The following is a 17,094-nucleotide window of genomic DNA, read 5'->3' on the forward strand; positions in this document are numbered from 1 at the left end:
GTGGCGTCAGGCGACGCCGGCGCCGAGTGCGCTCAGCACGCGCTGGTGCACGTCCTGGACGTCGCCGACGGCGTCGACGGTCTTCACCGCATCGCCGTAGTACTCGAGCAGCGGTGCCGTTTCGCTGGTGTAGACCGCCATGCGGTTGCGGATGACGTCTTCGTTGTCGTCGGCGCGACCGCGGGCGAGCATGCGCTCGACCACGACGTCGGTGTCGACGACGAACGAGAGCACCGCGTCGAGCGGGGCGTCGAGACCGGCGAGGATCTCCTTGAGGGCGTCGGCCTGCTCGACGGAGCGGGGGAACCCGTCGAGGATGAAGCCCTTCACCGCGTCGGGCTCGCTGACGCGGGCACGCACCATGTCGATGGTGATCTCCGGCGGGACCAGGTCACCGGCGTCGAGATAGCGCTTGGCCTCGATGCCGATGGCGGTGCCCTGCGAGATGTTGGCGCGGAACAGGTCGCCGGTGGAGATGTGCGGAATGCCGATGGCCTCCGACAGCAGTTCTGCCTGGGTACCTTTGCCAGCGCCGGGGGGGCCGAGAAGAACGAGTCTCACTTCAGGAATCCTTCGTACTTGCGTTGCATCAATTGACTGTTGACTTGCTTCATCGTGTCCAGACCCACGCCGACCATGATCAACACGGCCGTGCCCCCAAATGGCAAGTTCTGCACACCACCGCTGTTACCGATCTCGAGGAACAGGTTTGGCAGTACCGCGATGATACCCAGGTAGATCGAACCGGGCAGGGTGATGCGGCTCAACACGTAGCCGAGGTAGTCGGCCGTCGGCTGGCCCGGACGGATGCCCGGGATGAAGCCGCCGTACTTCTTCATGTCGTCGGCGCGCTCCTCCGGATTGAAGGTGATGGCGACGTAGAAGTAGGTGAAGAAGATGATCATCAGGAAGTACACCGAGATGTACACCGGGCTCGACGGGTCGGTCAGGTTCTGACTGATCCACAGCTGCCACCCTGATTGCTCGCCGCTGCCCTGCGTCAACTGCAGGATCAGCTGCGGCAGATAGAGCAGAGATGAGGCGAAGATCACCGGGATGACGCCGGCCTGGTTCACCTTCAACGGGAGATAGGTCGACGATCCGCCGTACATCTTGCGGCCGACCATGCGCTTGGCGTACTGCACCGGGATGCGGCGCTGGCCCTGCTCGATGAACACCACGCCGGCGACGATCAGCAGTGCCGCGACACACACGAGGCCGAAGACCAGGCCACCGCGGGTGTCGAGGATCATCTTGCCCTCGGACGGGATGCGGGCGGCGATACCGGCGAAGATCAGCAGCGACATACCGTTGCCGATGCCGCGCTCGGTGATGAGCTCACCGAACCACATGACCACGCAGGCGCCGGCCGTCATGACCAGCACGATCACCGACAGACCGAAGATCGATTTGTCGGACAGGATCTGGTCGCCGGTCGAACAGTCCCGCAGCAGGTTGCCCTGGTTGGCCAGTGCCACGATGCCGGTCGACTGCAGCAGTGCCAACGCCACCGTCAGGTAACGCGTGTACTGCGTCATCTTGGCCTGGCCGGCCTGACCCTCCTTGCGCAACTGCTCGAACCGCGGGATGACCACGGTCAGCAGCTGCACGATGATGCTCGCGGTGATGTAGGGCATGATGCCGATCGCGAACACCGACAGCTGCAACAGTGCGCCGCCGGAGAACATGCTGATCAGCGAGTAGATGTTGGCCGAGCTGCCATGCGAGACCTCATCGATGCAGGCGTGCACGGCCTTGTAGTCGACACCGGGCGACGGGATGGTCGCGCCCAGGCGGTACAGGATGATGATGCCGATGACGAAGAGGATCTTCTTCCTCAGATCGGGCGTCCTGAAGGCCGCGACGAGCGGGGAAAACACTAACTCCTCCTAGGAACGACCACGCGCACGGACTCCCGTCCCCGACGTGCTCGGCAATCGACGTTGATCAAAGCGTCTTGAAGACAACGCTGCAAACTCTAACAGTCGCGCCATCGGTGCTCGTCAGCGCAGTGCGCGCGGACCGCAGGCATCGCCCGCTTTGTCCGGAGCCCATGCGCGCGACGGCCGAGCAGACAGCGACGAATTGCTATCTGCCCGGCCGACGAGCAAACACTGATGGATCTACAGTTCGGTGACGCTGCCACCGGCAGCGGCGATCTTGTCCTTGGCCGCAGCCGTGAACTTGTTGGCGGTGACGTTGACCGCGACACCCAGGTCGCCGTCGCCGAGGACCTTCACCAGCTTGTTCTTACGGACCGCGCCCGCGGCGACGAGTTCGTCGACGCCGATGGTGCCGCCCTGCGGGAACAGCTTGGCGATGTCGCCGACGTTGACGACCTGATACTCGACCCGGTTCGGGTTGGTGAAGCCCTTGAGCTTCGGCAACCGCATGTGGATCGGCATCTGGCCACCCTCGAAGGCGGCCGGCACGTTCTTACGTGCCTTGGTGCCCTTGGTGCCGCGACCGGCGGTCTTACCCTTGGAGCCCTCACCGCGACCCACGCGGGTCTTGTCGGTCTTCGCGCCCGGAGCGGGGCGAAGGTGATGGAGCTTGATGGTCATTGCTTAAACCTCTTCGACTGTCACGAGGTGCCGGACCACATTGATGAGGCCGCGGTTGACCGCGTTGTCCTCACGGGTGACCGACTTGCGGATGCCGCGCAGACCGAGGGTCCGCAGGCTGTCCCGCTGGTTCTGCTTGGTACCGATGGTGCCCTTGATCTGGGTGATCTTGAGTTCTGCCATGTCGATCAGACTCCCTGGCCGGCGCGGGCACGCAACATGCCCGCGGGTGCGACATCTTCGATCGGCAGACCACGACGTGCGGCGACCTCTTCCGGACGCTGCAGCATCTTCAGCGCGGCAACGGTGGCATGCACCACGTTGATCGCGTTGTCGCTGCCGAGGCTCTTGGCGAGGACGTCATGGACGCCCGCACACTCCAGCACGGCACGCACCGCGCCACCGGCGATGACACCGGTACCGGGGCTGGCCGGGCGGAGCATCACGACACCGGCGGCGGCCTCACCCTGAACCGGGTGGGTCACGGTGCCGCCGATCAGCGGAACGCGGAAGAAGTTCTTGCGAGCCTCTTCGACGCCCTTCTGGATCGCCGCGGGAACTTCCTTGGCCTTGCCGTAGCCGACGCCGACCATGCCCTGGCCGTCGCCGACCACCACGAGAGCGGTGAAGGAGAACCGACGTCCACCCTTGACCACCTTGGAGACGCGGTTGATGGCGACGACGCGCTCGAGCTGGTTGCGCTCCTGGTCGCGGTCGCGGCCACCACGGTCGTCGCGACGGCCGCGGCCGCCGCGGCGGTCGTTGCCGCCTGCATTGCTGTTGTTGTCGTTTCCGGCGGGTCCGTTTCCGCCGTCACGCTGACGTCCGGGCATCAGAGGTTCCCTCCGGTCATGTTGGTGCTGGTGTAGATGGTCATCATCAGAACTGCAGGCCTCCCTCGCGGGCGGCGTCGGCGAGCGCGGCGATACGTCCGTGGTAGTCCTTGCCACCACGGTCGAACACGACGGTCTCGACGCCGGCAGCCTTGGCGCGGGCGGCGATCAGTTCGCCGACCTTGGCGGCCTGCGCCGACTTGTCGCCACCGGCGGCGCGCACATCGGCCTCGATCGACGACGCGGCGGCCAGCGTCTTGCCGGCCAGGTCGTCGATGAGCTGCACGTGGATGTGGCGGCTGGAGCGCTTGACCGCGAGACGCGGACGCTCCGGGGTGCCACTGACCTTCTTGCGCAGGCGGAAGTGGCGGTTGACGGTCGCGGTGCGACGACGCGTCGAGACGTCCTTGCCGATCGGCTTACGGACCTTCTTGGTTGCTGTATCACTCATGGCTTACTTACCCGTCTTTCCGACCTTGCGACGGATCTGCTCACCCTCGTAGCGAATGCCCTTGCCCTTGTAGGGGTCCGGACGACGCAGGCGGCGGATGTTCGCCGAGATCTGGCCGACTTGCTGCTTGTCGATACCCGAGACCGAGAACTTGGTCGGGGACTCCACGGCGAAGGTGATTCCTTCGGGGGCCTCGATCGGCACGGGATGGCTGTAACCGAGGGCGAACTCCAGGTCCTTGCCCTTCGCTGCGACGCGGTAGCCGACACCGAAGATTTCCATCTTGGTGGTGTAGCCCTTGGTCACACCCTCGACGAGGTTGCTGACCAGCGAACGGTTCAGGCCGTGCAGGGCGCGGCTGCGACGCTCGTCGTTGGGTCGGGTGACAACGATGCTGTTGTCTTCCTGGGCGACCGCGATGGGCTCGGTGACGGTGTGCTTGAGCTCACCCTTGGGTCCCTTGACGGTGATGTCCTGGCCGTCGATGGAGACGGTCACGCCCGAAGGGATCTCGATCGGGTTTTTTCCGATACGCGACATGTTCTGTTTCCTCCCCTTACCAGACGTAAGCGAGGACTTCGCCGCCCACGCCCTGGTTGGCTGCCTGGCGGTCCGTGAGGAGACCCGAGGACGTGGAGATGATGGCCACGCCGAGGCCGCCGAGCACCTTGGGCAGGTTGGTGGACTTCGCGTACACCCGCAGACCCGGCTTCGACACGCGGCGCAGACCAGCGATGCTGCGCTCACGGCTCGGGCCGTACTTGAGGGTGACGATGAGGTTCTTGCCGACCTCCGCGTCCTCGACGCGGTACTCGGTGATGTAGCCCTCACGCTTGAGGATCTCGGCGATGTTCACCTTGATCTTCGACGAGGGCAGAGTCACCTCGTCATGGAACGCCGAGTTGGCGTTACGCAGACGTGTCAAGAAGTCTGCGATCGGGTCAGTCATGGTCATGGTTGACCGTCAACCTTTCTCGTAGTGGTTCCCATGCAGCGCACATCGGCGGGGAAATACCCCGTGACCTGCGGTGGGCCTTCCACGAAGTGGATAGTTGTGTAAGGTTCTCGCCGCCCGTGCCCTTGGCTTTTCACCGGCACGGGAGACTATTCACTTATGTCCCCGGACGACCGACGAGCAGCCGGATGAGCCCAGGCAACCGTTCAAGTGTAGAGAATTCGCTGGCCAGACCCAAATCGCTCCCGCCGGTCTCGGCCACGCCCTCCCCGCTGGTCCGAGCCACCGCCCTCGCCGCTGGTTCGAGCCACCGCCGTCCCCGCTGGTCGAGTAGCCACCACCGAGCGCAGCGAGGCGGAGGCGTATCGAGACCGCGTCAGAGCCTGAAGTCATACCGCGACGTCGGCACGACATCCAGGTTCCGGTCCGCCCCGAACCTCGCCACGCTCGCCAACATCGCCCTCATCCGGCGCTCCAGCTCGGCCCGGTCTCCCCCACTCCCGTAGAAGGCGTGCACATCCGAGACGGCCGCCATCGGGAACAGTTCCTCGACGATCGCGTCCACATGCGGCGCACCCGGGGTCAGCGGTTCGTCGACGACGTTCTGGTAGTAGCCGAACGTCGCCTGGGTGTCGATGGCGACCTGCGTGTGCTCGTCGAGCCAGATGTGCAGCCACGCGTCGCGGTCGAGGTCGGCCGGACGTCGCAGGAACGCGATATTGGACAGGGCATCGATGCGAGCGCGGTCCGCGGGTAACGCGGGATCGAGCGGGGCACGTTCGGTGACCGACCAGACGGCGACCCTCGGCAACCGATCCGCCAGGACGTCCAGCGCCGCTTCCGGCTCCGGCGACCACAGGCTCACGACGGCGTCGACGGGCGGGTCGAGTTCGCTGATGCGCATGGCACCCGCGACGGCGTCGTCGCTGACGTTCACCTGAACCCGGGTGGCGCCGACCGCGCGGAGAGTGTCGGCGAGGCCGCCGTCGAGCAAGGTCGTCGGGACGCCGCCACCCCAGATCGCCGCCATCACTTTGTGTCCCACAGTGCCGACCGTACGGTCTACCCTTCGGTCGTGGATGCCGAACTGCTGTCGTGCGGGCTGCGCGGTCACGAAACCTACGAGCCCGACGAGTCGGAGCTGGCCGACCGGTTGCACGTGTCGACGCCGGCGGGCGACTCGTGGCGGTGCCTGCGCTGCGGGACGTTCGTGCCCGGCGCCCCACGCCGCTCGGGTCCCGCCGATCATGCGCCCGAGGTGCCCCGCGGCCGGCTGCTCCGCGATCTCGTCATCATGCGGCTGCTCGCCGCCGAGCGCTTCATCCGCGGCCTGCTCCTGTTGGCCGCCGGCATCGTCATCATCGGACTGCGCTCGTCACAGCAGTCCCTGCAGGACAAGTTCGACGCGGAGATGCCGCTGCTGCGACCGCTGGCCGACCAGATCGGCTGGAACATCGACGATTCCAAGATGGTGCAGTGGATCGAGCGGTCGTTCACCCTGTCGTCGACGACCATCTTGTTGATCGGTATCGCGGTGATCGCCTACGCGGCAAGTCAATTCGTCGAAGCGACGGGACTGTGGTTCATGAAGCGCTGGGGTGAGTACTTCGCGGTGATCGTGACGAGCGTGTTCCTGCCGATCGAGATCTACGAGCTGACCGAGCGGGTCACCGTGGTGCGCCTGGCACTCCTGGCCGTCAATGTCGCGGCGGTGGCGTGGCTCATCTGGAGCAAACGACTCTTCGGCATTCGTGGTGGCGGCGCGGCATACCACGCCGAACATCACGCGGAGAGTCTGCTGACGGTAGAACGGGCGGCGGTGGCGGAATCGGCAGGTTGACCGATTGTGGGTTCGGCTCGGGCCCGCGCCGGCGAGCCGCTGTCGGTGACTACCGATATATTCCTCACCGATGAACGCTGTTCCCCCACCGCCGACGGTCACGACCGGCGATCGCGATGCACCCGTGTCACCTGATGCACCCGGTTCACCGCGGCACCCGCTACCCATCCCTCCGAGGAGCCTGTGACGGTGGAACACGTGTCGCTCACCGCGTCGCAGAGCGCGGTGCTGTTCGTCCTGATGTCACAGGCCCGCGAGGTGCCCAACCCGGAACTGAAACGGCTCGCCCCCGAGCTCACAAAGAACAGCCGCGAAACACTGAACGACCTCGGTCTCCTCGAGTCGACCAGAGGCCCGCGCAACAGCTACGTGCACGCCCTGACCGACAGCGGATGGGCCTGGTGCACAGAAGAACTGACCGCAGATGCACCGAAAGGCGCGCAGCCGCCGATCCGTGCGCTCTACTCGATCATGGCCGGTATCGGCCGCTACCTCGACACCGAGGACCTGCGCCTGTACGAGGTGTTCCGGCCCCCCGCGGCGCCGCGTGAGCAGCAAGCCGCCGACGGCGCCGCAGTCGCCGACATCGCCGCCCGTATCCGTGCCGCCTACGCCGAACTGGCAAGCCGGCCAGGCGCGTGGGTCCCCGTCGGCGCACTGCGCAGCACGCTCGACGACGTCGACCCTGCAACGCTCGACGAGTCGCTGGTGGCGCTGCAACGCACCCCCGGCGTGAGCCTGATCCCGCAGGAGGACCGCGCGCTGCTCGATGATGCCGAACGTGCGGCGGCCGTGGTGGTGGGTACTCAGGAATGCCATCTGTTCGCAATCGAGGAACGGTGATGGACGACCGCACACGCCAAGCGCTGGAGTCGATCCGGCTGGATTGGGCCGCCACTCCCGATGATGTGTGGGGTGCGCAGGCGCCCCTGCATGTCCCCGGACTGCACGAGTCCACCGTCGACGACATCCTTCGCGCCTTCCGCGACGCGCAACGGAGCGCGGCCGCCAGCCCGCTGGGCGTCGCGGTTCGCGGCCCGGCCGGGGCGGGGAAGACGCATCTGCTGGGTCAGGTCCGCGAACGCGTGCAGGCCGGAGGTGGTTACTTCTTTCTGGTCAAGCTCCTCGACGGCGAGGACTTCTGGCGTTCGGTGCTCGTCGCGATGCTCGAGGATCTCAGCCGCCCGACGCCGACACACCGATCCCAACTCGCCCAGCTGCTCGACCGGCTCGGCCGCGCAACCGGTGTCGGCTCCGACGACCTGACCGCCGTCACCGGCGAGGTGTCGGTGACGCCGGAGATTCTCGACCGCTACGTGACCGCGGTGTACACGAGACACTCCCGACATCGCCGTCGATCGCAGCACATCCTGCGAGCGCTGGTGCTGACCGAAGCGGACGATTTCGCGACCAAGGACCTCGGCGAGGCCTTCCTGCATCTCGACGTCGACGACGGCGAGGAGCTGGCCGCCTGGGGTATCCGCAATGCGCGTCTGGGATATCAGGAGATCGTCGAGAACATCTCTCGCATCATCGCTTTCGACAACGCGACGGTGCTCGCCGTCGACCAGATCGACACCCTGATCGAGGCGGCGAAGTCGGAGAACCGCCACGACGAGAACTCGGTCGAGAAGGTCGCGCACGGACTGATGTCGATCCGCGAGACGATGAGCCGCACGGCCGCGGTGGTGTCGTCCATCACCGCGGCGTGGGAATACCTGGAAGCCAATGTCATGGCGTCGGCGATGGACCGGTTCCGCCAGCCCCCGCGACTGGAACGGCCGCCATCCGCCGACTTCGGCCGGGCCTTGCTGGCCAAGCGTTTCGCGCCGTGCTTCGCCGAGGCCGGGTTCACACCGCCGTACCCGACCTGGCCGGTTACCGACGACGCGCTGGACGCCGCGGTCGACTTCACGCCGCGCGAACTGATGCGGACGGTGGATCGCCACATCGGTGGATGCCTGCGGTCCGACGTGTTCACCGAGATGACATCGTTGACCGGCAACCAACAGGCCGAACCGAAGCCGATCAGTGGCGAGAAACCCGAACTGGCACAACTCGATCGACGTTTCGCCGAGCTGACGGCCGCCGCGGATCCGGCGGCCGCACTGACGCCCGGGGACGAGGACCGCGTGGTGCCGCCGCTGCTGGCTGCCGGCTTCGCGTCGTGGATCGAGGCGCTCGGCGACGCCGGTGCCGCCGTCGCCCAGGACCCCAAGCCCAGCCCGAAAGCGGTTCTGCACGGCCGGGTCACACGAATCCTGAATCCCGACACCGACACCGAGCAGTCGTGGAGTTTCCGGGCCATATCTGCCACGCACGCGCGATCGGTGCAGGCGCGGCTCAAGAACGCGACGACGGCGGCCGGGTTGTCGCTCGGGAGCGCCTCCCGGTCGCTGATCATCCTGCGCCGCGATCCGTGGCCGTCGGGCGCGAAAACCCAGGACATGGTCACCGAGCTGAAGGAGCGGGGCGGTCAGGTCGTCGCCTGGACCGATGCGGACATCCGGGTGCTGACCGCGCTCGACCGGCTGCGTGCAGAGCGGTCGGAGTTCCTCAGCGAGTGGACCGCCCGCCGAAATCCTGCCGCCCGAGTCGGTTTCATCAAGGACATCCTCGAACCCGCGCTCACCGCGCCACCGGCGCCCCCACCGTTGTCACCCGCTCCGCACGCTCACCCCGCCACTGGAACCGCTCGCGACCCCGCCAACGGATCTGCTCGCGCCGGCGACCGCTTCGCGGTTCCCGGACTGAGCAAGACCGCGACCGATGTCATGTTCGGCGCGTCGCGGACGCCGGTCGCCACATCGATCCCGCTCGGCACGGCATCCGGTTCGCAGCGGCCGGTGACCGTCGGCCTCGAGGCGCTGCGCAAACACGTCGCGATCTTTGCCGGATCCGGCTCCGGCAAGACGGTGTTGATCCGTCGAATCGTCGAAGAGTGTGCGTTACAAGGTGTTTCGTCGATCGTGCTGGACGTGAACAATGACCTGGCGCGACTCGGAACTTCGTGGCCGTCGGGTGCACGGGACTGGCCGGACAGCGACGAACGCAAGGCGGTCACCTACCTGGCCGAAACCGAGGTCGTCGTCTACACGCCGGGTCGCAGCAACGGGCGGCCCCTGAGCTTCCCACCTCTCCCCGACTTCGTCGGGGTCGCGGGTGACCCCGACGAGTTCACCGCCGCAGTCGAATCAGCGGCGGCCGGTCTGGCCCCGCGCGCCATGGTGGAAGGCAAGACCGCGAAGTCGGTGCAGTCACGCGCAGTGCTGCTCGACGCGCTGCGGCACTTCGGCCGGAGCGCCGGCACCTCGATCGGCGAGTTCATCGACCTGTTGTCCGATCTGCCCGACGGTGTCAGCGACCTGACGAACGCACGCAGGTTCGCCCGGGAGATCGCCGAGAACCTCAAGGCCGCCCAGGCCAACGACCCGCTGTTCGGCGGCGACGGCACCCCGGCCGATCCGGGAGCACTGCTGACTCCGTCGCCCGGGTTCCGTGCACGGGTCTCGGTCATCAATCTCGCCGCGTTGGGCAGCGAGGACAAACGGAACAACTTCGTCAACGAGCTGCAGATGGCGCTGTTCGCGTGGATCAAACGCCATCCGGCCGGCGACCGTCCGCTCGGTGGCCTGTTCGTCATTGACGAGGCGCAGAACTTCGCCCCGGCCGGCCGCACCACCGCCTGCACCCAGAGCACACTCGCCCTCGCCTCGCAGGCGCGCAAGTACGGGCTCGGCCTGATCTTCGCCACGCAGGCGCCGAAGGGGCTCGACAACAAGATCCCCGGCAACGCGGCGTCGCAGTTCTACGGGTTGTTGCACAGTCCGGCGCAGATCGCGGCGGCAACCGACATCGCGAGGTCCAAGGGCAGTTCGGTCCCCGACATCGGTCGGCTGCCGACCGGCGTCTTCTACGCGGCGCTCGACGGTGGCACCTTCGCGAAGATGCAGAGTCCGCTCTGTCTGTCGTATCACCCCAAGAGCCCGCCGACCGAGGACGAGGTCGTCGCGATCGCGGGCGGGAACTCCCTGCACCCGGCGAAACTGAATCGGTGAACTGAACAGCCCCCGCCGACCGAGGGCGAGGTCGTCGCGATCGCGGGCGGGAACTCTCCGACCCGGTGAACTGGATCGGTGAACTGACGAGCGCCGGCCGTCCACCAGGTGAGCGTCACGACTGACCCCGGCCGGGGATCCTTTTCCGGCTCGGCCGGCGCCTCGCACCGCAGGGAGCTCTCGGAGGTGAGTCCCGACCCACCTCCGAGGGGCTCATGACGCGCTAGGCTGCCGAGTTCGCCCGCGCCGCAGCCTTTGCCACCGACTCCAGGACCGGTGGCACATCCTGCTCCGCGGTGAGGGCCTCGATGATCACCAGGGCGTCGGGATGGGTGACCGTCTCGGCCAGAGCGCCGGCGAGTTCGGCGCCCGTCGCCGCGCGGTGGGCCCGCACGGTGGCCCCGGTGCCGCCGAGCGCATAGGGCAGCAAGGTCCACCGCCACGGAGCAATGTCGTTGTACGACTTGTCGGGACCGTGGATGGCGCGCTCGACCGTGTAGCCGCTGTTGTTCACCACGACGATCACCGCCGGGATGCCGAGTCGAATGATCGTGCCGAGTTCGGCGGCCGTCATCTGGGCGGCTCCGTCGCCGATGAGCAGGACCGGGCGTCGTTGTGGTGCGGCGAGCGCGGCACCGAGCATGGCGGGCAGCGTGTACCCGATCGACGCCCACAGCGGTTGGCCGATGAAGACCGCGCCGTGCGGCAGCCGGTGAGCGGCCATCCCGTAGTAGCTCGTGCCCTGATCGGCGAGCACGGTGTCGGACGAGGTCAGCGACGCCGCAACGCTTCCCCACAGCGCCTCCTGGGTGAGGGGACCGTCGTTGTCGACGATCGCGGGGGCCGTCCGTGTCGGGACGAATGGTCCGACGAGATCGCCGTTCGGTACGAGATCGGCAAGTGCGGCAAGCGCGTCGCGCATCTCGATGTGCGTGAAGACTTCTCCGCCGACCACCGCGGTGTGCGGCTGGATGTCGATGCGCACGTTCGCATCGAGGTGCTGGCTGAACTGACCGGAGATCAGGTCCGTGAAGTAGACGCCGACGGTGACCAGCACCGGCGCCTGCTCGACGGCCGCCCGGACGTCGTCACTCCCGGCCGCACCGAGATAGACACCGAGGTAGCCCGGGCCCGACTCGTCGACGACCCGACGACCCCAGAGCAGCGACGCGTACCTCAGGCCGCCGACCTTGATCAGCCGGTCGAGGTCCTCCTGCGCGCCGGCCCGGTGCACGAAGATGTCGGCCAGCACCACCGGGGAGCGTCCGGCCAGGAGGCGACGGGCCGCACCGGCGAACCGGCGCAGGACCATGGGATCGGTTCGCACCGTCTGCACGGCCAGCGGCCCGTCGGGCGGGCTACAGGGCGCCTCGGCCACATCGGCCGGCAGCGACAGATAGCCGGGCTGGCTCCGCGCGATCATCATGGCGAGCACGCGATCGATCTCCACGGTCGCGGTACCGGCGGTGAGCATCGACTGGGCCACCGTGACCTCGGCGGCCATCCGGATCGTGTGGTCGAAATCGCCGTCGCCGAGCGTGTGGTGGGTCGGTCGTCCGGCGACCTGGACGCGTTCGGTGGGCGATCCGACGAGGTGCAGCACCGGCACATGCTCGGCATAGGCACCGGCAATGGCGTTGATCGCACTGAGTTCGCCGACGCCGAAGGTGGTGCAGACGACGCCGAATCCCCGCATCCGGGCGTATCCATCGGCGGCATACCCTGCGTCGAGTTCGTTGGTGGTGCCCACCCACTCGAGGTCTGGGTGCGCGTCGACATGGTCGAGGAAACCCAGGGTGAAATCGCCGGGCACGCCGAAGACGGTGCCGACATCGAGCTCGACGAGCCGGTCGAGGAGATAGTCGGCGACGGTGTAGCGATTCTCTGCGGATGTGCGTGTGTCCATGGTGGTGCCTTCCTGCGTCGCCGGCGACCCGGTTGGTCGCGCTGTGTCTGCGATGACTCGAGTTTTCCGCGATCGAGGGCATCACCCCATCCGCCATCCGGTGGGTGCAGGGGTGGAGTCGCGCATCCCCCGATCGGGGGACGGACCTTGTCGGACCCGGATGATCTACTGAGGCCACCTTCGAACAAAGGAGCGAATCATGTCGGACCACGACTCCGCCATCCGGGGACTTCGACGCTGGCATCCCGATCCGTTGGTGCAGGAGACGATCGCCACCATCCGCCGCTGCGGCTGGGCGGTGACGGCGATCAGCGAACTGTGCACGTGCGGGTCGGCCGAATGCGAGCCGCCGGACTGTTCGTTCGCCTACACGACCGGTGCCACCCTGCACTCGCTTCCCGAACTCGTGGTCTACGGACTCGACGCGCGCACGAGTTGGGGCGTGCTCAACGAGCTCGTGGACCTCCTGCACCGCTATGACTGGCACGATATCGTCGATCGCGCGGTGGCGCTGCCGCTCGAGTCGTTGACGGCACCGGTCCGGCTGATCGAGGTGATCGACAAGGACGATCTCCTGATCACCAACGAGTTGTTCCCGAATGCACCTGCGCTGCAAGCGGTCTGGCCCGACGACGCGGGGTCGTATCCCTGGGATGAGGAGTATTCGCTCGAGCAGGGCGACCAGCTGATCAAGGGCATCGCGGGGACTGGCAGCGAGCGGATTCGGGGACGGCGGATGATCCTGCGCAACGACGGACCCAATCGAGCGGCCCGGCGCCGACGCGTCAGGGAGTGATCCGGCGCCACTGGTCTGCTCGGAGCCGTGTGGTCAATTCCCTTCTGTGTCAACCAGGACCGTGTCTGCGGGCCATACGCCGATGCGCCCGGCCTCGTCGGGCACATCGGAGCGGTGGCCTGCGGCCCCAACTGAGTGACGCGGAATCCTGGGTGACCGATCGGTTCCCGACCGCCGACGACCGACCCGCACGTCCCGCGGAAGGGGTAGACCTCTCGGGCACGACCCGACGAATCTTGTCGGTGGCCCCGGGTACTGTTCTTCATAGCAGGACAGGCTGATGAAAGACGAACACCGGCAACAGGTTTGGAACCGGCCGGCCCAACGACGACGAGAATCCCTGCACCGTGATTCACGATGTCGATCGGAAGGTGTTCGTCATGACCACAACTGCTTTGGCCACCTCCGGGGTGACCGAACCTCCCGCACCCGACGCCGCGGCGGACTATGTCGCGGTGTTGACCGCGATCCGCGCCGCCCTGTGGGACCTCTCACCGGTTGCAGATCCGAGCGGCCTGCAAGCACAGTCCGCGATGGGACTGATCATCGAGCTGCGCGCCATCCTCGACCATCACGCCGCCGTCGGTGCGGCGACCCTCGACCGGTTGGGTGTCGCCCGCGAATCGGCCGGCAGGACCGCGAAGCTGTTGATGACCATGGGCGCTGCGCCGGCGGTCGCACATCGCTGGCTCCGCATAGGCACCGCACTGCCGAGGTTGCAGCGCCTTCCCGGCTACACCGCCGACGGGGCGGTCTCGGGTGAGCACGCGGACGCCATCGTGACCGGGATCGGTCACGTCGAGCATCGGGCGCCGGACGGACTCTGTCGGGAAGAAGAACTGGAGGTCGAACGTATGTTGATCGGCCAGGCCATGTCCGGCGCCACCCCTGCCGAGATCGGCAAGAAGGCGCGCGACCTGGGCAACGAGTACGCCGCCGAAACCGGTGGCCTACCGGCCGCAGAAGACCGCGGCATCAACGAGCTCGCCCTGACGAAGACCCCGGACGGACGGCTGTCGGTGAAGGCCGATCTGGACGCGGTCATCGGGGAAAAGCTCACCGCTGCAATCGAATCGCTGAACATGCCACGTCCGGAGCCCGACGGCTCCCCGGACGCGCGCACCGCCGGCGCCCGCAACGCCGATGCCCTCGAGATCATTCTCGACGCCGCCGCGGTCGCCGACAGCAGCCTGGTCACGCCACCCAAGACGTTTGTCTATCTGACGTTGCCGGCGACCGCACCGGAGAAGGCCGGCCTCGACTGGTTGGGACCGATCACGGCGACGACGGCCAAGCTGCTGGCGTGTGACTCGACCGTCACGGAGGTCGTCATCGACGGGGAGACCGTGCCACTGCAGATGGGCACCAAAGAACGCCTGTTCACCCCGGCTCAGCGCCGCGCGATCATCATCCGGGATGTGTGCTGCATCAAGTGCGGTGCCCCCGCGGGACACACCCAGTGTCACCACATCGTCTGGTGGAGCGAGGGCGGCCTCACGGATCTGGACAACGGGTGTCTGCTCTGCACGTCGTGCCACACCCAGATCCACAACACCGACTGGGACATCACCATGGGCGCCGACGGTCACCCGTGGCTCGTTCCGCCGGCATCCGTCGACCCCCGTCGCAGACCCCTACCGGCGTACAACCGGCGCACCATGACCCTGGACGACCGCATCGCCGCGTGAATCACTCGAATCCGACTGTCGGAGCCTCGTGGTAGACCATAGGCAGCCAGAAAACCTTTGACGCGCAGCACATTCCGCGCACCCCGATTCGTCGGGGCTGCGCACGAACCTTGAGAACTCCATAGTGTGAACCGGCCGGTGTCACGGGCGCAATGGCGAACAGCCCCACCTCCCGAGGTGGGAGGTGGGGCTGTTCGGGTGAAGCTGTTGCGCCTCAGGTGGTTTCGACCCGCCCTTCGCTATCGCCATGGGCGGCTCCGGCGGATCGAGCCTGTCGAACTCAACCAGCGAGGCTGAGTGTCACCAGCTCGACTTCTGCACGCCCGGCAGCTCGCCGGCGTGCGCCATCTCGCGCAGGCACACACGGCACAGGCCGAACTTGCGGAACACCGAGTGCGGGCGACCGCACTTGTTGCACCGGGTGTAGCCACGCACGGCGAACTTGGGCTTCTTGTTGGCCTTGTTGACCAGAGCCTTCTTTGCCATGTCAGTTGTCCTTCACGGAGTTGTCTTTGAACGGGAAGCCCAGGGCACGCAGCAGCGCGCGGCCTTCCTCGTCGGTGGTGGCCGAGGTGACGACGGTGATGTCCATACCGCGCGGCCGGTCGATCTTGTCGATGTTGATCTCGTGGAACATCGACTGCTCGTTCAGGCCGAACGTGTAGTTGCCGTTGCCGTCGAACTGACGGTCCGAGAGTCCGCGGAAGTCGCGGATACGCGGGAGGGCGATGGACACGAGGCGGTCCAGGAACTCCCACATGCGGTCGCCGCGCAGCGTGGCGCGGGCACCGATCGGCATGCCCTCGCGCAGCTTGAACTGTGCGATGGACTTGCGGGCGCGACGGATCTCCGGACGCTGACCGGTGATCTTCGAGAGATCCTCGACGGCGCCGTTGATCAGCTTGGAGTCGCGGGCGGCGTCACCGACACCCATGTTGACGACGACCTTGACGACGCCAGGGATCTGCATGACGTTGTCGTAGGCGAACTCTTTGTTGAGCGCGTCCTTGATCTCCTCGCGGTAGCGAGTCTTCAGGCGCGGCTGAGCAGCGGCGGAGCTTGCGGAGCCGCCCGACACTGCGGTTTCAGTGGTGGTCATGTCAGATGTCCTTCCCGTTCTTGCGGGAAATCCGGACCTTCTTGCCGGTCTCCTCGTCGACGCGGTAGCCCACGCGAGTCGGATTTCCGTCGGAGTCGACAACCATCACGTTCGAGACGTGGATGGAGGCCTCCTGGGTCACGATGCCGCCGGAGGATGCGCCGCGCTCGTTGGCCGATGCGGCGGTGTGCTTCTTGATGCGGTTGACGCCCTCGACGAGAACTCGCTGCTCCTTCGGGAAGGCCTGGATGACCTTGCCCTTGGCGCCCTTGTCCTTGCCCGAGATGACGATCACGGTGTCACCCTTGTGGACCTTCATGTCAGATCACCTCCGGTGCGAGCGACACGATCTTCATGAAGCGCTTCTCACGCAGCTCACGGCCGACCGGGCCGAAGATGCGGGTACCGCGCGGGTCACTGTCACCCTTGAGGATGACGGCGGCGTTCTCGTCGAAACGGATGTAGCTTCCGTCCGGACGGCGGCGCTCCTTGGTGGTGCGCACGACAACCGCCTTGACGACCTCGCCCTTCTTGACGTTGCCGCCGGGGATGGCGTCCTTGACAGTGGCGACGATGACGTCACCAATGCCGGCGTAGCGCCGCGACGAGCCGCCCAGCACGCGGATGCACAAGATCTCCTTGGCACCGGTGTTGTCGGCCACGCGCAGGCGCGATTCCTGCTGAATCACTGTGCGTAGTCTCCTTGACCTGGCTTAAAGATGTACGCCGGATTTCCGACCCGACGCACACGGTCTGTCGCCACCGAACACACGCCTGCCTGGGGTTTTCGTCGGAAGACGGCCATCCCAGTGGGTTCGTGAGCCGATTTGCGGCACGTCAATGCCGCAGGCAACCGTTCAAGTGTAGGCGAATGCGCAGGTCGGAACCAAATCCGCGACCCGGC

The 17,094-nt window shown here is 66.6% G+C and carries 19 protein-coding genes; 5 read left to right on the top strand and 14 right to left on the bottom strand.

Annotated features, from left to right (window positions below):
- Positions 1-6: 6 nt before the first annotated feature.
- The 9 genes from ACWDTI_RS24490 to ACWDTI_RS24530 form a co-directional block, all read right to left on the bottom strand.
- Positions 7-561 carry an adenylate kinase gene (locus ACWDTI_RS24490; RefSeq protein ID WP_449740732.1) on the bottom strand — a complete coding sequence of 185 codons (555 nt, stop codon included), beginning with the start codon at positions 559-561 and terminating at the stop codon, positions 7-9.
- Positions 558-1,880 carry a preprotein translocase subunit SecY gene (gene secY / locus ACWDTI_RS24495; protein ID WP_449740733.1) on the bottom strand — a complete coding sequence of 441 codons (1,323 nt, stop codon included), beginning with the start codon at positions 1,878-1,880 and terminating at the stop codon, positions 558-560. Before secY ends, ACWDTI_RS24490 begins: the two co-directional genes overlap by 4 nt.
- Before the next feature lie 243 nt (positions 1,881-2,123).
- Complete coding sequence (rplO, locus tag ACWDTI_RS24500; RefSeq protein WP_449740734.1) at positions 2,124-2,564, bottom strand: 50S ribosomal protein L15; 441 nt, start codon at positions 2,562-2,564, stop codon at positions 2,124-2,126.
- A 3-nt stretch (positions 2,565-2,567) separates the two neighbouring features.
- The gene (gene rpmD / locus ACWDTI_RS24505) at positions 2,568-2,747 is read right to left on the bottom strand and encodes a 50S ribosomal protein L30 (RefSeq protein WP_449740735.1); all 180 of its coding nucleotides are present in this window, start codon (positions 2,745-2,747) and stop codon (positions 2,568-2,570) included.
- 5 nt (positions 2,748-2,752) lie between these two features.
- Positions 2,753-3,397: a 30S ribosomal protein S5 gene (gene rpsE / locus ACWDTI_RS24510; protein WP_449740736.1), complete on the bottom strand. Its 645-nt coding sequence runs from the start codon at positions 3,395-3,397 to the stop codon at positions 2,753-2,755.
- 46 nt (positions 3,398-3,443) lie between these two features.
- A complete protein-coding gene (rplR, locus tag ACWDTI_RS24515) occupies positions 3,444-3,848 on the bottom strand; it encodes a 50S ribosomal protein L18 (RefSeq protein ID WP_449740737.1) in 405 nt (134 codons plus the stop codon).
- Between the two features lie 3 nt (positions 3,849-3,851).
- Positions 3,852-4,388 carry a 50S ribosomal protein L6 gene (gene rplF, locus ACWDTI_RS24520; protein WP_449740738.1) on the bottom strand — a complete coding sequence of 179 codons (537 nt, stop codon included), beginning with the start codon at positions 4,386-4,388 and terminating at the stop codon, positions 3,852-3,854.
- 16 nt (positions 4,389-4,404) lie between these two features.
- Positions 4,405-4,803, bottom strand: coding sequence for a 30S ribosomal protein S8 (rpsH, locus tag ACWDTI_RS24525; protein WP_449740739.1), 399 nt, complete (start codon positions 4,801-4,803; stop codon positions 4,405-4,407).
- 376 nt (positions 4,804-5,179) lie between these two features.
- The gene (locus ACWDTI_RS24530) at positions 5,180-5,833 is read right to left on the bottom strand and encodes a hypothetical protein (RefSeq protein ID WP_449740760.1); all 654 of its coding nucleotides are present in this window, start codon (positions 5,831-5,833) and stop codon (positions 5,180-5,182) included.
- Between the two features lie 45 nt (positions 5,834-5,878).
- Between ACWDTI_RS24530 and ACWDTI_RS24535 the strand changes: the two genes are divergently transcribed.
- The 3 genes from ACWDTI_RS24535 (at position 5,879) to ACWDTI_RS24545 (ending at position 10,701) form a co-directional block, all read left to right on the top strand.
- Complete coding sequence (locus ACWDTI_RS24535) at positions 5,879-6,643, top strand: DUF2127 domain-containing protein (protein WP_449740740.1); 765 nt, start codon at positions 5,879-5,881, stop codon at positions 6,641-6,643.
- Positions 6,644-6,832: 189 nt separating this feature from the next.
- Entirely contained in the window at positions 6,833-7,486 is a 654-nt protein-coding gene (locus ACWDTI_RS24540; RefSeq protein WP_449740741.1) for a MarR family transcriptional regulator, read from the top strand.
- Positions 7,486-10,701 carry a helicase HerA domain-containing protein gene (locus tag ACWDTI_RS24545; RefSeq protein ID WP_449740742.1) on the top strand — a complete coding sequence of 1,072 codons (3,216 nt, stop codon included), beginning with the start codon at positions 7,486-7,488 and terminating at the stop codon, positions 10,699-10,701. Before ACWDTI_RS24540 ends, ACWDTI_RS24545 begins: the two co-directional genes overlap by 1 nt.
- Positions 10,702-10,924: 223 nt before the next feature.
- On the opposite strand, the gene ACWDTI_RS24550 is transcribed toward ACWDTI_RS24545, so the two are convergent.
- On the bottom strand, positions 10,925-12,607 hold the full coding sequence (locus ACWDTI_RS24550; protein WP_449740743.1) for an alpha-keto acid decarboxylase family protein: 1,683 nt from the start codon (positions 12,605-12,607) through the stop codon (positions 10,925-10,927).
- A 199-nt stretch (positions 12,608-12,806) separates the two neighbouring features.
- Between ACWDTI_RS24550 and ACWDTI_RS24555 the strand changes: the two genes are divergently transcribed.
- Both ACWDTI_RS24555 and ACWDTI_RS24560 read left to right on the top strand, forming a co-directional pair.
- The gene (locus ACWDTI_RS24555) at positions 12,807-13,403 is read left to right on the top strand and encodes a DUF4262 domain-containing protein (protein ID WP_449740744.1); all 597 of its coding nucleotides are present in this window, start codon (positions 12,807-12,809) and stop codon (positions 13,401-13,403) included.
- Positions 13,404-13,783: 380 nt separating this feature from the next.
- Positions 13,784-15,091 (top strand): DUF222 domain-containing protein, encoded by a 1,308-nt coding sequence (locus ACWDTI_RS24560; RefSeq protein WP_449740745.1) that lies wholly within the window; start codon positions 13,784-13,786, stop codon positions 15,089-15,091.
- Between the two features lie 300 nt (positions 15,092-15,391).
- Here the strand turns inward: ACWDTI_RS24560 and ACWDTI_RS24565 are convergent, their stop codons facing one another.
- Genes ACWDTI_RS24565 through rplN form a run of 4 tightly spaced genes read right to left on the bottom strand, consistent with a single transcriptional unit; the run spans position 15,392 to position 16,879 of the window.
- Positions 15,392-15,577 (bottom strand): type Z 30S ribosomal protein S14, encoded by a 186-nt coding sequence (locus ACWDTI_RS24565; RefSeq protein ID WP_006338055.1) that lies wholly within the window; start codon positions 15,575-15,577, stop codon positions 15,392-15,394.
- Position 15,578: 1 nt separating this feature from the next.
- Positions 15,579-16,190, bottom strand: coding sequence for a 50S ribosomal protein L5 (gene rplE, locus ACWDTI_RS24570; RefSeq protein WP_449740746.1), 612 nt, complete (start codon positions 16,188-16,190; stop codon positions 15,579-15,581).
- 1 nt (position 16,191) lies between these two features.
- Positions 16,192-16,509, bottom strand: a complete 318-nt coding sequence (gene rplX / locus ACWDTI_RS24575) for a 50S ribosomal protein L24 (RefSeq protein WP_449740747.1) — start codon at positions 16,507-16,509, stop codon at positions 16,192-16,194.
- A gap of 1 nt (position 16,510) precedes the next feature.
- Positions 16,511-16,879, bottom strand: coding sequence for a 50S ribosomal protein L14 (gene rplN / locus ACWDTI_RS24580; protein ID WP_449740748.1), 369 nt, complete (start codon positions 16,877-16,879; stop codon positions 16,511-16,513).
- Positions 16,880-17,094: the final 215 nt, after the last annotated feature.

The organism is Gordonia sp. NPDC003424, from assembly GCF_053588655.1.

Bases quoted from the DNA above. Each gene is read 5' to 3' on its own strand.
- ACWDTI_RS24545 (WP_449740742.1), top strand. From the start codon at position 7,486: ATGGACGACCGCACACGCCAAGCGCTGGAGTCGATCCGGCTGGATTGG.
- rplO (WP_449740734.1), bottom strand. From the start codon at position 2,564: ATGACCATCAAGCTCCATCACCTTCGCCCCGCTCCGGGCGCGAAGACC.
- ACWDTI_RS24560 (WP_449740745.1), top strand. From the start codon at position 13,784: ATGACCACAACTGCTTTGGCCACCTCCGGGGTGACCGAACCTCCCGCA.
- rplR (WP_449740737.1), bottom strand. From the start codon at position 3,848: ATGAGTGATACAGCAACCAAGAAGGTCCGTAAGCCGATCGGCAAGGAC.
- ACWDTI_RS24530 (WP_449740760.1), bottom strand. From the start codon at position 5,833: ATGGCGGCGATCTGGGGTGGCGGCGTCCCGACGACCTTGCTCGACGGC.
- ACWDTI_RS24555 (WP_449740744.1), top strand. From the start codon at position 12,807: ATGTCGGACCACGACTCCGCCATCCGGGGACTTCGACGCTGGCATCCC.
- rpsE (WP_449740736.1), bottom strand. From the start codon at position 3,397: ATGCCCGGACGTCAGCGTGACGGCGGAAACGGACCCGCCGGAAACGAC.
- rplF (WP_449740738.1), bottom strand. From the start codon at position 4,388: ATGTCGCGTATCGGAAAAAACCCGATCGAGATCCCTTCGGGCGTGACC.
- rplE (WP_449740746.1), bottom strand. From the start codon at position 16,190: ATGACCACCACTGAAACCGCAGTGTCGGGCGGCTCCGCAAGCTCCGCC.
- rplX (WP_449740747.1), bottom strand. From the start codon at position 16,509: ATGAAGGTCCACAAGGGTGACACCGTGATCGTCATCTCGGGCAAGGAC.
- ACWDTI_RS24565 (WP_006338055.1), bottom strand. From the start codon at position 15,577: ATGGCAAAGAAGGCTCTGGTCAACAAGGCCAACAAGAAGCCCAAGTTC.
- rpmD (WP_449740735.1), bottom strand. From the start codon at position 2,747: ATGGCAGAACTCAAGATCACCCAGATCAAGGGCACCATCGGTACCAAG.
- rpsH (WP_449740739.1), bottom strand. From the start codon at position 4,803: ATGACCATGACTGACCCGATCGCAGACTTCTTGACACGTCTGCGTAAC.
- ACWDTI_RS24550 (WP_449740743.1), bottom strand. From the start codon at position 12,607: ATGGACACACGCACATCCGCAGAGAATCGCTACACCGTCGCCGACTAT.